This window comes from Neoalteromonas arenosi (assembly GCF_030362855.1).
In the GTDB taxonomy this organism is placed as follows: domain Bacteria; phylum Pseudomonadota; class Gammaproteobacteria; order Enterobacterales; family Alteromonadaceae; genus Alteromonas_E; species Alteromonas_E arenosi.
Map to the genome: position 1 here is coordinate 1 of NZ_JAUCBP010000010.1, position 15,928 is coordinate 15,928.

A 15,928-nucleotide genomic window follows, 5' to 3' on the forward strand; every position below is an offset into this window, starting at 1 on the left:
GTTGTATCTAAGATCCTTGACTAATAGTTAAGACATCTTAAAGAAAGGTCGCTTAGGCGGCCTTTTTTATTGCCTGTGGGAAAGTTGCGAGGTTTAAACCCGCCTTCAGCCGCAATTAAGTACACTTAAACTGCAACACGCTGTGAATACGTCCTTGTAAGCTTGGCGTCGTCATCCATACCGACGACAGTTGCATTTTTAGCATACTCAATTACGGCAACGGTTAAGCGAAAGTGAGATTTCCCCTTAGTGTCAAAACGAAGAACGGCGTCATCCCGGACTTGGTCCGGGACCTCCTTGGAACATGATGTAGTTAGCAAATTTGATTTAGAGTCACCAGAAATGGCTGATTTTGTGAATAATCTCGACCCTATCAATGCGATTGCGGAAAGAAGTCCTGGGTTTATTTGGCGGTTACAGGATGAAAGTGGTGATGCTACTTGCATTGAAGTTGAAGATGCGCCGGACATCATTGTTAACATGTCAGTCTGGGAAAACCTGGATGTGCTGAAAAACTTTATGTTTAAGACTGATCATATCGATTTCTTAAAGCGCAAAAAGGAATGGTTTGTGTCAATGGGTGAAGATTCTTATGTGCTGTGGTACGTGCCTGAGGGACATATTCCGACATTGGCCGAAGCAATGGAGAAGCTAGAATATTTACGCCGAAACGGTGAATCTCCTCAAGCATTTAGTCTGAAAAGTAGATATACACCACAAGATCTAATTTAGAACCCCTCAGCGGCCCTGTGGGCAATAAACTAGGATTTATCTTCTGCCAATATGCTGCGCAGCTCTGCGACGCGATAACGGCTTACAGGGACATTTTCGCCATTAGTCATTTCAGCCCAGTATTTACTGCCTGGCGCTGATTTTAAATTAACGATTGCTGTAGTATTGATGGCGTAGGATTTGTGCACGCGTACAAAGTTGATGGGTGCACTGTCCATGATAATGCCTAAACCATCTTGATGCAGTGCGCTACTACCGTCTAATAACAATAATGATGTGTAGTTACCTTCGCCTTTAAGTGCATAACATTCGCTAACCGCGATGTTCCGACTCCCTTGTGGCGTGGTAAGTTGGAACTCTCTACAGCCTTGCGGCATTGGTTGCTCTTCGGCTGCAACGCGAAAGTCTACGTAAACCCACAGCCAGGCGCCGGCGATTAGTATTAGCGACGCGATAAAATGGTAGCTATCCAAAAAGAGGCCGGTATCGATTAAATTGGAAGCTACACAAGAGAGCCAAAAAATCGGTAAGGTAATTAAGTAGCTAATGTGTTTCCTAACCAGTGCCAGCAAAAACACAACTGCAGGCGCTAAAGCAAGTAGAGTAAAGTCTAAAGCCAAACGCTCATCACCGCTGTTCATGGGGAAAAAATAGCTCGAAAATAAAACAGCAACTCCAGCCAGTAGTATTCCTTTCGACAACCGGGTTTTGTTGATTTGATAACAAGTATAAATGAGCGCTGCCCCTGCGGAGATATTGCTTAACCAAGCAAATATGCCGCGCAATTCATGGTACGGGTATGAATAATTAATCAGTGATCGAGATACCTCTGAACACAACAACACGATGATGCTAAAGCCGTAGATCCCGAGACCGATATGCATTTGATTACCTGCATTGCGGCCGATGCGAAAGCTTTGCAAACTCAAAATGAGCAGTGCGCTAAGAATGATCAACGGCGCAGCATAATAACGCATATCACGGCGGCCACTTTCGCGATAGGGTGTGAGCCAAATGTAATGAAATACCGAGTCATCATGTAGCAGTAGGTGTTGGGTCGAGATCAGTAATCGTATGTGGTGCTCGCCCGGATGCAGCAGTGTTGGCGGAATAAATGTTATGGCGTCAATCGACCCTGCAAGCTCTGTCGCTTTAGAATCACCAATAGTACCTTTTTCAAGTACCATTTGTTCATCCCAAAAAACCTGAGCCGAAAATGGTCCTCCAAGCATCAAACCAATAGGGCGTTGCCAGTGAGGAGCATCATCAACTTGAACCCTAAAGCGCACTTCTTGGATACCGGCATCAACACCGATACGCATTCGATTGCTTTCAACCCAGTTGCCATTGGCATCGATTTCCTCTAACTCATAGCCAGACCAATACACTGTCTCCATTACCGTGCTTTGGTGGGAAATTACCAGGCCTATTATATAAGCGGCTGATATTAATAGTGTAAATTGCCAAATGCTCATTGAGCGTTTGGTCATGGCTTGTGAGTTATTCATCAACTTCCTGAGTCAATCATCCAATACTGATTGCTGTGAACAGCATCGCTGCATAATTATCTGCGGACAATATAGGTTTTTCATTTTGATATGTAAATCGACACAACCGAACAGGAGAGTCATCGATGATTGTTAAGACATCGCTAAAAGTAATCGCTGTAATTTTAATTACTATAGCTTCGTACGCAGGTGCTGTGCAGTATTGGGCGTGGAAGTGGGAAACGCCTAGTAAAGCTTTACCTGCAGGACATCTGACATTTAATGAAAGCTTTAGTGAAGAAGCAAGTGGCAATCTTTGGGCGGAATCTGCGCAGGTTAAAATGACTGAGCTAGCAACCCAGCTTCAATCGGTCTCCATGTCCGGTGCGATGACAGTGGATGGTAATTTAGCATGGGTCGGCAGCGTGGGGCTGGCTCGGGTTGAGCCACTAGAGGAGGCAACGGCAACAACTCAGTATCGAATTGGCAGCGTATCCAAAGCGCTTACCGCGGTAGCTATGATGCGTATGGTTGAAGAGGGCCTGTTAGACCTTGATGTACCTATTCAAACCTACTTACCTGATTACCCTCAGCACGATGCTGATATTACCTTGCGCCAGCTGGCCAGCCACATGAGTGGTATTCGGCATTACGGTTTTGACATTAGGCGATTTCCACCTACCGACAGTGTATCAAATGAGCACTATGTGGATGCTATCGCTGCGTTGGAACAGTTTAAAGGTGACGATTTACTGTTTACTCCTGGACAAGGGTTTAACTATTCCACTCATGGTTACACTTTGCTTAGCGCAGTAATGCAAGCAGCCGGAGGTAAGCGCTTTGAAGCATTAGTTGCTGATTTAGTCACTCAACCTTTGGGTACGACATCCACCCAAGCGGAAAGTGAATTGCAAAGTACCAAGCTCCTTGCTGGGTTTTACAGTTCAGATGGTGGCTTATATGGCGAAACCCCGGAACAAAACCTATCCAACAAAGTTGCTGGGGGCGGCTTTGTATCCACACCTATGGATTTAGTTAAGCTCGGCCGCGCGCTGTTATCTGAACAACTGTTAAAACCAGAAAGTTTCACTGAAATGACTACCGTTCAACCTATGTACGATGGTAGTGAAAACCAGCAGGGGTATGCGCTTGGTTGGCGGCACTATGAAACTCGTCACATTCTAGACGAAGACAATCAAGTTGATGTGATTCACCACGGCGGTCGCTCATTCGGCGCCGATACATTCTTGTTGTTAGTGCCCGAATACAATATTGCAGTAGCTATTACGACGAATGGTCAGAGCGAAGAAAGCCGCGGTGAAATCCAAATGTTGGCCTATGAATTGGCAGGGATGGTAATTCGAGAGCGGATGGCAGGAGATTAGCTGGCAGCGAAAAAGTCGTCATCCCGGACTTGGTCCGGGACCTTCTTGGACTACGCTGTAGTTAGCTATAACCTATTTGAACCGCACAAACACTAAATAGAACGCGCTACCTTCATAAACTTATCTTGCCCTTTCACAACCCAAGCCGGAGCGGCTTCGTCAGTACCGGCTAACTTTAATCTAGGATGCGTGGCGACTATTTTGTCTAGTGCCTGCTCTTGTTCAGGATCGACATCGACAAAAAACACATGAAGCCCGGCCGCAAGTGTTTTTTGAAAGCGTTTGAACTGATAATGTGGCAGTTGTATGCCGATTAAACAGCCTTCCCAAGTACAAAAACCGATAGTAGCAAGCGCCACAAAAATCATTGGTACCCAGCCAAGTTGAGACTCATGCCAGCCCATCAGCCAGGCAAAAATCATCAACAAACTGGCAACTGTTACACCCGTTATTGCCCCTATTTGTGTAGAGTGCACGACGTCCTTTTTCAGTACGGGTTCGATGGCGTGTAAATGACGCTTTTCACATTCGGCGTCTTGTTCGGTGAGAACGTGAAACTGTGGCGTGACAAAGCCATTATTGGCGAGTTGCTCTTCGAGAGTCTTTAAATCATCTAAATCGTCGCTGATGTAGTAGTGTCTCAACATGGTATAACTCCTACTCAAAACAATATTTGTTCTTGCTATTAGAAAATTCTTACGCCGCAACAAGCTGAACAGCTCAAAAAATGCACAATTTAATCCGTGTAGGGGAATAATGTTTACTTTCAACGATGAAAATTTTCCCGCTACTCTAATTACCGATTGTTTATAAGGATTGCTTTGTTTGCAGTTGCGTTATTAGGCTAATGCCTTCTACCATATACGTACAAAATAATTGTTGGCTAGTTATGAAAAAGAAAATGCAGCGCGGAACGCAAGTTGTTCACGCCGGATTACCTAAAGCTTCTCAGGGAATGCCATTTAATCAGGGCCCAGTGTTTGCCAGTACGTTTCACCTATCTGGTGATTGCGATAGTGCAGATTATCAATATGCGCGTTTTAACAATCCAACTTGGCAAGCGTTGGAGGACGGTCTAGCTGAACTCGAGGGCGGTGAAACAGTGATCTTTCCGTCTGGCATGGCGGCCGCAGCAGCGATCATGACGAGTGTGTTGACCACTGGCGACAAAGTTGTGCTGCCAGGTGATGGCTACTTCGCCACACGAGCCTATGCACATGAGTTTCTAGAGCCAAACGGTATTGCAATTGAACTGGTAGCAACGTGTGACTTATTGGAGGCTGATTACTCTGGCGTCACGCTCGTGTTGATTGAGTCGCCAAGTAACCCGATGTTAGATGTTGTGGACATTGCCCAACTAGCCAAGCGCATTCATGCAGCAGGTGGGCTGCTCGCTATCGACAATACCACAGCAACGGTCCTCGGCCAGCAACCGCTTGCTTTAGGCGCCGATTTTTCTATGTCAGCGGATACCAAAGCAGTAAATGGGCATAGCGATGTGGTTTTTGGTCATGTTTCCGGTGTCGATCCGCAGCGTATTGAGCGTGTCCGTTTGTGGCGTAAATTGGCCGGTAATATCCCCGGCCCCATGGAAACCTGGTTAGTTCATCGCGGCTTGGCTACGTTGGATATGCGGCTTGAGAGGATGACGCAAAACGCACAGCGTGTTGCAGAGTTTTTAAGCGCGAATAAAAACGTTGCGTCAGTGCGATACCCTGGCCTGAGTTCAGATCCGTCTCATGAAGTCGCGCAACAACAAATGAGCCATATGGGATTTATTGTGTCGTTTGATTTAGGTACGCAGAAAGCTGCAGATATGTTCTTACACAAAGCAACAGCCATTTTTGAGGCAACCAGTTTTGGTGGTGTACACACGATGGCTGAACGTCGCGCTCGCTGGGGGACAGATAATGTGTCACCCGGCTTAATTCGCCTCAGTGTCGGTTGTGAGAAGTGCGACGATATAATAGCAGAGCTCACTGCATGCTTAAGCGGTGAATAAACGGTCAGTTTTGTGGAATAGTAGTGATGGTTTTGCCACATTGCTGAGCTCTAGCCAGCCATTGTTGAGTGATTTGCAAATAAATGGAGGTATTCTTTTGCACTCTGATCGAATTGGTTAGCGCATCAACAAGGTGTTCGTTATCCCTATGAACATAGTGGTGAGTCGGCAGGTCAAAATCACGGTAGTGCCATGCATAAAAGTCATTGTTATCACTATTGCATACAATACTGGGTATTTGATTGCGTCTTACTAATATTGCCTCCACTCTTTGGCTATCCAAAAGTTTGCCTAAGACAGAGGGGTTCTCGGTGAAATAGCATAACTTATCTTCGTTTCGACAAAACTCTTTGGCCATTAGAAATCCCTGTAAGACGCCTACCGTCCGATTGGGTGATAACTGGCAGTGTTGCTCCTTGCTGCATAATATAACCGTAGCAATCGTGCCCAAGGGTTCCGGGATCTGAATGAGGTTTCGATACTCCTTTACGGCAAATTCATATCGAGCAGCCTCGGCGTCAATTTCGCCTGTGTTTACTAATGGTAACCCGCGTTGGGAAGGGTAATATACGTATTCCGGTTGGATATTTAAGGGCGCGTATACTTGATTAAGGAATTGCTCTATTCTTTGACGTTCAATTGTCGTAGCGATCGACTCTGATACATTAATTTGATAATCCACGTCACCTGCAACGGCAAGAGGCCATAGTAAGATCAACCAGCATAATGAGTAATAATGTATTTTTAGCATGTAAAGTAAGAGTAATGACTCCGCCCACTTCTGCCTCCTTGCTGGTTTCGATTCGCTTTGCGTATTTTAGATAAAGATGTATTTATAGCAAGGTTGCGACTTCACTGATATTTGCATGTGCCAGCTTTGCTGCTAACGCCAAAACTGAAAATTCATTGGCGAAACATGAATATCCTTATTTGATCGGCGATCAAGCGGACAAATAACTAGAAGGGTTGAGCCCGGAAAAAATACCAATTCAGCTAGCATAGACTTGTGCAATCAAAATATCCATGTGGTTAATAGGGCTGTTTTCTACTTGAACCCGAGATTGGGGCGTGCATAATAAACACTGTTTGTTTAGTGGCGGAACCGATGGTCCTTCTTACAATTTACGTGCTTATTGCACTGGGTTTTTCGTTTTTATGTTCGATTGCTGAAGCCGTGATTTTAAGTATCTCTCCGGCCTATATCTCATCTCTTAAGCACAAAAATAAACCGTCCGGTGCTGAGCTTGAAAAGCTAACCTCAAATATTAATCAACCCCTTGCTGCGATATTAACGCTCAATACAATAGCGCACACAATGGGCGCAGCTGGCGCTGGCGCTCAGGCTGCTGCAGTGTTTGGCGACGCATACTTAGGCGTAATTTCAGCGGTGCTAACACTATTGATTTTGGTGTTTTCGGAAATTATTCCTAAGACCCTCGGCGCAACATTTTGGCGTCAGTTGGCTCCGCTTACTGCTTATTTTTTGAAATATTTAATTTTAGTCCTTTACCCATTTGTAAAAATGTCTGAGTGGCTTACCCGAGGCTTTAAGGATGAGAGTCCCCTGCGCGGTTTAAATCGCACGGAATTGCAGTTAATGGCTAAGTTAAGTGCAGAAGAAGGACAATTGGCGAAGCAAGAAGTGGCATTCGTGCAAAACGTCTTAAACCTGCACAACTTGCAAGTAAAACAAGCCGTAACTCATCGCACAAGAATCTTCTCAATCGATGAGACGACAACGGTTGAAGGCTTTTTTCACAAGCATGCCAGTATCGAGTACTCGCGTATTCCAGTGTATGAAGACAATGACAGCGAAAAAATCACCGGTTATGTTATGCGCTCAGATCTGCTGATTGCACAAGCTCGAGGGAACGGCGAGAAAACTCTCAGCGAATATGTAAAACCATTAGTCACTTTGCTCGATACTATGCCGCTATCAGCAACTTTCAATTACTTTATCGAAAATCACGTGCATATGCTGCTGGTCGTGGACGAATACGGTGGCATCGTCGGTATCCTGACGCTAGAAGACCTACTAGAAAAGCTATTGGGCGTAGACATCATCGATGAAAAAGACAATACAGTGAGTATGAAGCGGTTGGCGCGCATTGTTTCTAAGCGGCAAGAAAAGTTGTTGGCGGAAGCCCACGCGAATAAAGACAGTTAGGTTTAATCTCAATCAACCGCTGTCAGCAAAGCCTGACCTCGGCTAATTCGAACACTTATCACAATATTGAGTGATTAACGTCACTTGTTCACGCTCTTCGACCAGTTTTACGCCACAGCGACGACACACGGGCTCAGGGTTTGCTAACCGTGAGATTTCGGTGCTCACTAGGTGCAGTGCCGTTTTGATATCATCAATAAGTTGCGTCACACGGCAGCCTTTGACTGTTGCCTGTTGATCGCTTTGCAACGAACGCCACTCATCTTTAGCGCATGCCAACTGTTTTTTTAACAAGGCTTGCCGCTCGCTGAGATATTCTAGGTATTGACCCGCGTTCATGCACCTGCTCTAAAAGTCGAGATCTGTGGTGTTTACACCTTATACTCATCTGCAGGCAAGCGCGTTGATGTAGATCAAATTAGAGTACACTTAATATTATTCAAATAATTTGAATGATTGTGTCAAATTCTTCCGCTATCAAAATGTCCATTACTCGCTAATATCTAAATCAAGCATTTTAGCTGCAACAAAAATTTTGATTAAGAGGATATGACTATGACTACTTCAACTTTACTAAACGCTTTTCGTTCAAATGATTCAATTGCACCGCTGGCTTTGCGCTTGGCAGCCGGCATTATCTTTGCCGCGCACGGCGCGCAAAAATTATTCGGTTGGTTTGGCGGTTATGGCTTAGAAGGTACTGGACAATGGATGGCTTCTATTGGTCTTGAGCCAGGTTACTTTATGGCATTGATGGCGGGTAGCGCAGAGTTCTTTGGTGGATTGCTCCTGATTTTAGGCTTACTAACTCGCCCAGCGGCTTTTGTACTGGCAATAACGATGGTCGTAGCCATTGTGACAGTGCACTTACCGAATGGTTTATTCATGAGTAACAACGGTTATGAATTTGGTTTGAGCTTACTGGCAATTTCAGTATCACTGGGTCTAAGTGGTGCGGGCAAGTTTGCTCTAGATAATTTGGTTGCGGCGAAACTCGCTGACTCAACAGACAACCAATAAGGAGGAAATGTGATTTCAATAAGACGTGCAGAATCACGCGGCAGAGCCAGCTTCGGCTGGCTCGATAGCCGCCACACTTTTTCTTTCGGCCGTTATTACGATCCGGCTCATATGGGAGTGTCAGCGTTACGGGTTATCAACGATGACAAAGTAGCAGCAGGTGCTGGATTTGGCACCCATGGACACAGCAATATGGAAATTATCAGTCTGGTTACTAAGGGTGCAATGGTGCACAAAGACAGCGAAGGACATGAACAACTGCTTCCAGCGGGTGAATTTCAGTTAATGTCTGCTGGCGACGGTATCATGCACAGTGAGTTCAATGCGTCACAACAAGATTCACTGCAGTTTTTGCAGATTTGGATCCAGCCCAATCAAATGGGCGGAAAGCCAGGCTACCAGCAAAAGCGCTTTGACTTGTCAGCACCGGTTACGCCTGTGATCACTGCTACAGGTGAGGCTGGAACGCTGCAGATAAAACAAGATATGACCTTAAGTCATATTAATCTCGACAGCGATGACTCTCACGAGCTGGCGTTGCAAACAGGGCGGACTTATTACGTCCACGTGATCAGTGGCGATTTGGGTCTTGATGACGAAACAATGCATCCTGGCGATGGCGCTACAATTACCGATGCAACTGAACTTGTGTTGCAGCAACGCGGTAATGAGCCTGTTAAGGCACTGCTGTTTGACCTCCCTTAATACAATGATTAGGTGGTTGAGCAATTGCTCAACTAACCTAAATTGCCCATACTACCCCCTAATTAAATTACTCCTTATTCACTATGTCTCACCCGATCAATTTGGAATCTTTGCGCGTTATTCGCACCATTAAAGAAAAGGGTTCCTTTGCGGCTGCCGCACAAGCATTATTTAAGGTCCCTTCGGCATTGACATACACAGTCAATAAACTCGAGCAAGATTTAGGTGTAACGCTATTTGATCGATCGGGCCATCGCGCTGTTCTTACCGCGTCAGGGGAGTTGATTTTGCGTGAAGGCCAACAATTACTAGAAGCTGCCAATCGCTTGAGTGAAAAAGTCAAAGAGTTAGAAACCGGTTGGGAGCCGCGTTTAACTATAGCCATCGATACATTATTAGCTGTACAGCCTTTGTTGGATTTGATCCATGAGTTTTGTGCCCAACAAAAGCCGGTGAATATCCAACTAATTGAAGAAGTGCTAGGCGGTGGATGGGACGCGTTGCATTCTAACCGGGCGGATATTGCAATTGGTGTAAATGGCGAGACCATTGGTGGTAACTATGATATTCAGCCGATCGGGGATGCAGAACTGGTTTTTGCTGTAGCTGCCGACCACCCACTGGCAGCAGAAGCCGAGCCAATCAGTACCAAACGGGTGGGGGAGTTTCCGGCTGTGGTAGTGAAAGACTCTTCGCAGTCCTTACCCGAACGTTCATCGGGTCTATTTGACGCGCGCCAAACAGTGCATGTAAGTGCGATGCGTTTTAAAATTGAAGCGCAACGGCGCGGAGTCGGCGTGGGTTTTCTACCTCTGCATAGCATTAAGCCATTGCTCGATAACGGTGAGCTTAAAATTAAATATACTGATATACCACGCCCACCAATACCTTTATACGTAGCGAAATCCAAGAGTACGCAAGGCAAAGCTGCACAGTGGTTCTATGAGCGTATTAGTCAAATTGATTGGTTTAGTTACTCAACGGCAGACTGAGAATAACGCAAACACCGGTGTGATCGGGAAGGTTGTCAATTGTGATGGTACCGCCGTGAAATTCTGCAATAGTGCGTGCGATGTATAACCCTAATCCAAGGTGCACGTCTTCTTGTTGCGTCGCTTGCTCGCGTACCGAGACCATGCTTTGAAACACGTCTTTCTCCATTCCCGCAGGCAGTAATTGCCCTTGGTTGGTGATGCTAACGAAGGCGGTTTGCTGCTCGGTCCACAAATGTAGGCCAATAGCCGTGTTTGAATGACTAAATTCCACCGCGTTAGCAACAACCTTGTCGAGTAATTGAGCCAATAAATCGGGCGCTCCAGTGACCGTTGCTTTCTCAGCGCTAATTTTTAACTCAATTGAATGGCTAGGGTAGATCGCGGTATAGCTTTCACAGCATACCGAGACGACATCTTTTAAGTTAAACGCCAACTTTTGCACGCTGGCTAAAGAGGCCTCCAGTCGCGTAGCTTCACTCATACGGGTGAGAATTTTACTCAATCGCTCAATACCGGTTAAGGCTCGCTCGGTATAGGCCTTTTCGCTTTCGTCAGTTTGAATAACCGCGAGGTTGTCCAGGGATGAGCGCACAATTGCGACCGGTGTGCGCAGCTCATGTGACAATCGTGACGCCATGTTTTCGAGATATTGCGTGTAGTGAGTTAATCGCTCTAAAACCCTAGAAAACGATGCGGACAAATCGCCAATTTCATCATAACGGCGCATCGGTTTGAGTTCACCAACGATTTTGCCACTGGCATCAATTACGGCTTCGGTGTCATCGCGCAAGCGTCGGATGCGATTGGATATCCGTGTGGCGAACAACAAGATAACTAACACCGCTACGATCATGATCGCCAGCATCCCGTGAAACAATTGTTCGAGCGCTTGATTGCGCAGCGTGCGAATACCGTTAGTGGTTTGCTCGACGATGACTGCGCCAATGACTTTTTGATCCACATAAATAGGGTGAGCCGCCGATAAAATCACGGCTTTGTTATCAGGACTGAGTCGCCATAACGCGTCAGCATTGCCGTCTAGCGCATTGGCAATATCAGTGCCTTGCAGAGCGAATGCATTGGCCAGTTCGTCAATGAAGTCATTACTCGGTCGAGTCAATACGGTGTAATACAAGGGTAATAAATATTCGCGCTCAATGTATTGCCACCACTGTGGTGCCCCAGACGAGCGCCGAGTGGCGCGCAGCCCTTCCGCTTGCTGGATGTCACCTGCACGCGCCAGTACTCTTAAGTGCTTATCGACGACCCATACGCGTGAACGAGCGTACTGTAAGCTGCGCAACAGTTCTTCGATAGCTGTGGATTGGCTTGCAATAGTACCTAGCTCATTTTGCTGATTCGGATTTGCCGTACCGATAATACTGACCGGTGTAGCGCGAATAGACTCATCGACATCGACTAGTGCGAACGCTAAATCACCACCTGTCATCGCAAATGGAAAGCGAATCTCAATATTGTAACCATCCTCGGTAGCGACCCACTGCCCCTGAATCTGTGTCTCATTGCCCAGTACTTCATAACTATTTGGCTGTGGCTCCAGACGAAAACCGTTCACCCAACCTCCGGCTCGTGGTGCAATTGCAAAGCGTTGAATATTACCCTCGCTGTCGCTCATCGCTATCAAAAGATGATCGTTGTTCTCGATGCCTCTAGCATTGGCGCCTCGAGGGATCCATACGTTGTCTTTTACCGCAAACATTGCATACACAAATTGCTGATAGCGGCCAACGGCGTGATCAAAGCGCAAGCTCACAGGTTGTGCAAAAGGGTCATCAGTATCATCGATCCGATAGCGTTCGTCATAGTGGCGGACCAATGGTTCAGCGTCCTGCCAATCGTTGAATTTGCCGTCGAGTACAATCGGTGCTCGTATTGGCACGGCGTATAGATCTGTGCCGGGTCGGACGGTTTCGCGTTGTGTTGCCGGTGAATCAAATAGCGTTTGACGCTCATGCAGCGCACTTGCTACTGCTCGCGCCGTGCCAATCATGGTTTGTTCCTGCCCGGCGCGCAGATAGGATTCTAATTCCCAAACATATTGATAACCAATGATGGGAATGGCGGTCAAAAATAACGACATGACCAACAATTGTGCGCGAATGGGTATACGCATTACTAATCAGCGGCTCGCCAGCGATAACCCATGCCATAGAGCGTTTCTATATGGTCAAAATGCTCATCTAAGGCACTAAATTTTTGTCTAATGCGCTTAATATGGGAGGTGATAGTCGTATCATCAACTACCATTTTTGAATCATCCATCAGTTGCTGGCGACTTTTTACATGCCCGGGCTTTTTGACGAGAGAATAAAGCATCCAAAATTCGGTAATGGTTAAATCAACAGGTTGCTGACGCCAACTACACAACATGCGATTGCTGTCTAATCGTAAGTTATTCACTTCAATCATCGCACTTTCATCACTGGGTAAATGCTGCAACTCGGCACGTCGAAACAGCGCAGCGATCCGTGCTAAAAGGTGGGGTAATGAAATGTCTTTGGTCAGATAGTCATCCGCGCCCATGCGCAAACCGCTGACGGTATCGATATCATTGTCGCGAGCAGTAAAAAATATGATGGGTACAGTTGATGATAAATTGCGTAAGTACTGACACAATTGGAAGCCGCCATCATATTCATGCTTTAAACCGATATCAATGATGGCTAAATCAGGCAAGCGCGTTGCGAATGCACTCTCTGCCGCAGTGCGGTTGTCATGGCCGCTGACACTATAGCCCTGTCGAGTGAGAGCTTCGGTATAGTTTTCTCGTAATGTTTGGTCGTCTTCAACCAGAGCGATTCGCTTCATAACTACATAACAAAGATTTAATGCTGCTAAGATGCCACAGTGTAACTGACTTTTGCCTGAATACGGTGCTTTAACCTGAATTTCCATTTTTCTGCCACATTTGGCGATATTTTTGCCACCTTAATAGCCACTATTAATGCCGTGAATCGAATAATCGCTTGCTATCTAAGCTCGATGATATATGGTGCACGGGCATTTTTCACAGGGCAGCTTCAAACGGCAAAATCACGCCTTTAAGAGTGCTGTTAGCACTGTTTTGGCAATCTCTATGCCTGCTTTGTCGAAATCAGTCTAACTACAACGGAATTATTATGTACTTTCGGATACTCTTCGGCTTCATTGCAGCGTGTTTATCGCTTGATGTGCATGCGGCTGCGCCTTCTGAGGGCACCCCCTTTTCTTTAATCACTGCGTGGCAAGGCTTCGTAGCCATTGGTGTGTTTGTTTTTGCTTATATTTTTGTCATTCTTGAAGAGCAAATAGAAATGCGCAAATCCAAGCCAGTACTGGTGGCTGCGGGTATTATTTGGATTCTAATTGCGATCGCCTATGCCGGTACTGGACAATCAGCGGTGGTTGAATCGGCTATTCGTCATAATTTCCTCGAATACGCCGAGCTGTTTTTCTTTTTGCTGGTAGCCATGACATACATCAACGCCATGTTGGAGCGCAATGTTTTTAACGCCTTGCGCGACAATCTTACGGCTCAGGGGTTTAGTTATCGTGGTATTTTTTGGCTGACGGGGATCTTGGCGTTTTTCATCTCGCCTATCGCTGATAACCTGACAACAGCATTGGTAATGTGTGCGGTGATTTTAGCAGTGGGCGGAAGCCACAAGGAATTTATTGGCATTGGTTGCGTAAACATTGTTGTTGCTGCTAATGCTGGTGGGGCGTTCAGCCCCTTTGGTGACATTACAACGTTGATGGTTTGGCAAAAAGGTATCCTTTCCTTTACTGAGTTTTTCGCGTTATTTGTACCTGCAGTTGTAAACTTTGTACTTCCAGCGGTCATCATGTCGTTTGCGTTACCCAAAGGTAAGCCCGACACGGCAGTAAGCCAACAAACCCCCATAAAAACCGGTGGTATAGTGATTGTGGGCCTGTTTATCGCAACGATTGTAACAGCCGTCAGTTTCCACAACTTTCTGCACTTACCGCCGGTTTACGGCATGATGTTTGGGTTGGGTTATCTCAAGCTTTACAGCTATTACTTAAAGCGTCTGACCCACAATCAGTACCACGAATCCGATAGCATTCCCGGCTCACACAACAATCCGGAGTCTTTCGATATCTTTTCAAAAATTGCCAAAGCCGAATGGGATACGTTGTTTTTCTTCTATGGGGTAATTCTTGCCGTGGGCGGTTTGGGCTTTATGGGGTATTTAGCCTTGGCCTCAGAATTTATGTATGGCACCTTTGGCCCAACAGGAGCTAACATCTTGGTAGGAATGTTATCCGCCATCGTCGATAACATTCCCGTTATGTTTGCGGTGTTAACTATGTTGCCGGATATGTCACACAACCAATGGTTATTGGTTACTTTAACCGCCGGTGTTGGTGGTAGCTTACTTTCTGTCGGTTCAGCAGCTGGTGTGGCACTGATGGGGCAGGCACGTGGATATTACACCTTCTTTACTCATTTGCGTTGGACGCCGGTTATCGCCTTGGGTTATGCGGCGAGTATTATGGTGCATTTCTGGATAAACGGTGGGTAACGCTTACCCGCCATCTTTTCGCCATAATTGATCAGCAACTTAACAGGATTACGCCACTCGGTTGCCAAGCTTGGGTGATTTACTTATTGGGAAGCAAAAATTCAACTTACCCAAAAGGAAATCACGATGAAAAAATTAACGACACTTTTGACAGGCGCTGCAATGGCGGTCACGCTAGCAATTGGCACTCCGAGTAATGTCTATGCTGATACCTCGGCAGATTCAGAAAAATCCAATTCAACTATCCTTGGTGGCGCTACAGGTGCGACGATGGGCGCAATCGTTGCGGGCCCAGTTGGCGCGGTAGTGGGTGGTGTTATTGGTTTAATGGTTGGCAATGATGTCGAGCAAGAAGCCCAATTAGTGGCTGCTAATCAACAAATTGCGAGTAGTCAGATGGAATTAGTGGCTATGCAAGATGAGCTAGTCGCTTGGCAACAGAAAGCCATGTTGCAGCCAGTGACCATTATTGAAGAAGCTGAACCATTATTACCCGAATTAACCACTACCATTCAATTTCGGACCGGACTTGCGAGTATCGAGCCAGAATACACCGAGCAATTAGCGCTAATCAGTGATCTATTGTTAAGTGCAAAAGACTTATCGATTCATATCGCAGGTTATGCAGACCCGCGCGGTGATAGCGAGCAAAATATCGTGCTGTCGAAGCATCGTGCCAGCGCAATACAAAACGCCTTGATTGAAGCCGGTGTATCGCAAGATCGCATTACTATCAGTGCCAAAGGCGAAGCAGCGAGTGATGCCAATGCGTCGTTTGAGTCACTATTTTTTGACCGTAAAGCCGTATTGATGATTGCGCCGAAGGAGAAAATGCTGACCGCACAAAACTAGTTCCTGCCGTATGTCACTGACGTTCAGGCCCATGGC

At 46.2% G+C, this 15,928-nt stretch carries 15 protein-coding genes; 9 read left to right on the plus strand and 6 right to left on the minus strand.

The window, feature by feature from the left end:
* Positions 1–297 precede the first annotated feature (297 nt).
* Positions 298–732: a DUF3291 domain-containing protein gene (locus QTP81_RS11715; protein ID WP_289365701.1), complete on the plus strand. Its 435-nt coding sequence runs from the start codon at positions 298–300 to the stop codon at positions 730–732.
* Positions 733–761: 29 nt separating this feature from the next.
* Here the strand turns inward: QTP81_RS11715 and QTP81_RS11720 are convergent, their stop codons facing one another.
* Positions 762–2,240, minus strand: coding sequence for a LytTR family DNA-binding domain-containing protein (locus tag QTP81_RS11720; protein ID WP_289365702.1), 1,479 nt, complete (start codon positions 2,238–2,240; stop codon positions 762–764).
* Between the two features lie 125 nt (positions 2,241–2,365).
* Between QTP81_RS11720 and QTP81_RS11725 the strand changes: the two genes are divergently transcribed.
* The gene (locus QTP81_RS11725) at positions 2,366–3,604 is read left to right on the plus strand and encodes a serine hydrolase domain-containing protein (protein ID WP_289365704.1); all 1,239 of its coding nucleotides are present in this window, start codon (positions 2,366–2,368) and stop codon (positions 3,602–3,604) included.
* 92 nt (positions 3,605–3,696) lie between these two features.
* Here QTP81_RS11725 and QTP81_RS11730 read toward each other — a convergent pair whose 3' ends face one another.
* Complete coding sequence (locus QTP81_RS11730; protein ID WP_289365705.1) at positions 3,697–4,251, minus strand: NAD/FAD-utilizing enzyme; 555 nt, start codon at positions 4,249–4,251, stop codon at positions 3,697–3,699.
* 242 nt (positions 4,252–4,493) lie between these two features.
* Here QTP81_RS11730 and QTP81_RS11735 point away from each other — a divergent pair, with 242 nt between their 5' ends.
* On the plus strand, positions 4,494–5,606 hold the full coding sequence (locus QTP81_RS11735) for a cystathionine gamma-lyase (protein WP_289365706.1): 1,113 nt from the start codon (positions 4,494–4,496) through the stop codon (positions 5,604–5,606).
* A gap of 4 nt (positions 5,607–5,610) precedes the next feature.
* Here the strand turns inward: QTP81_RS11735 and QTP81_RS11740 are convergent, their stop codons facing one another.
* Positions 5,611–6,288: a transporter substrate-binding domain-containing protein gene (locus QTP81_RS11740; protein ID WP_289365708.1), complete on the minus strand. Its 678-nt coding sequence runs from the start codon at positions 6,286–6,288 to the stop codon at positions 5,611–5,613.
* A gap of 423 nt (positions 6,289–6,711) precedes the next feature.
* On the opposite strand from QTP81_RS11740, the gene QTP81_RS11745 reads away from it, so the two are divergent.
* Positions 6,712–7,773 (plus strand): CNNM domain-containing protein, encoded by a 1,062-nt coding sequence (locus QTP81_RS11745; RefSeq protein ID WP_289365709.1) that lies wholly within the window; start codon positions 6,712–6,714, stop codon positions 7,771–7,773.
* Positions 7,774–7,815: 42 nt separating this feature from the next.
* Here the strand turns inward: QTP81_RS11745 and QTP81_RS11750 are convergent, their stop codons facing one another.
* On the minus strand, positions 7,816–8,112 hold the full coding sequence (locus QTP81_RS11750; protein WP_289365710.1) for a hypothetical protein: 297 nt from the start codon (positions 8,110–8,112) through the stop codon (positions 7,816–7,818).
* A gap of 216 nt (positions 8,113–8,328) precedes the next feature.
* Here QTP81_RS11750 and QTP81_RS11755 point away from each other — a divergent pair, with 216 nt between their 5' ends.
* The 3 genes from QTP81_RS11755 (at position 8,329) to QTP81_RS11765 (ending at position 10,490) form a co-directional block, all read left to right on the plus strand.
* The gene (locus QTP81_RS11755; protein WP_289365711.1) at positions 8,329–8,793 is read left to right on the plus strand and encodes a DoxX family protein; all 465 of its coding nucleotides are present in this window, start codon (positions 8,329–8,331) and stop codon (positions 8,791–8,793) included.
* Between the two features lie 9 nt (positions 8,794–8,802).
* Entirely contained in the window at positions 8,803–9,498 is a 696-nt protein-coding gene (locus QTP81_RS11760) for a pirin family protein (protein ID WP_289365712.1), read from the plus strand.
* A gap of 83 nt (positions 9,499–9,581) precedes the next feature.
* Entirely contained in the window at positions 9,582–10,490 is a 909-nt protein-coding gene (locus QTP81_RS11765) for a LysR substrate-binding domain-containing protein (RefSeq protein WP_289365713.1), read from the plus strand.
* On the opposite strand, the gene pdsS is transcribed toward QTP81_RS11765, so the two are convergent.
* Positions 10,468–12,627 carry a proteobacterial dedicated sortase system histidine kinase gene (pdsS, locus tag QTP81_RS11770; RefSeq protein ID WP_289365714.1) on the minus strand — a complete coding sequence of 720 codons (2,160 nt, stop codon included), beginning with the start codon at positions 12,625–12,627 and terminating at the stop codon, positions 10,468–10,470. The genes QTP81_RS11765 and pdsS overlap by 23 nt on opposite strands.
* A 2-nt stretch (positions 12,628–12,629) precedes the next feature.
* Complete coding sequence (gene pdsR / locus QTP81_RS11775) at positions 12,630–13,322, minus strand: proteobacterial dedicated sortase system response regulator (protein ID WP_289365913.1); 693 nt, start codon at positions 13,320–13,322, stop codon at positions 12,630–12,632.
* A gap of 311 nt (positions 13,323–13,633) precedes the next feature.
* Here pdsR and nhaD point away from each other — a divergent pair, with 311 nt between their 5' ends.
* On the plus strand, positions 13,634–15,040 hold the full coding sequence (gene nhaD, locus QTP81_RS11780; protein WP_289365715.1) for a sodium:proton antiporter NhaD: 1,407 nt from the start codon (positions 13,634–13,636) through the stop codon (positions 15,038–15,040).
* A 126-nt stretch (positions 15,041–15,166) separates the two neighbouring features.
* Positions 15,167–15,892 carry a sortase-associated OmpA-like protein PdsO gene (gene pdsO, locus QTP81_RS11785; protein ID WP_289365716.1) on the plus strand — a complete coding sequence of 242 codons (726 nt, stop codon included), beginning with the start codon at positions 15,167–15,169 and terminating at the stop codon, positions 15,890–15,892.
* Positions 15,893–15,928 lie beyond the last annotated feature (36 nt).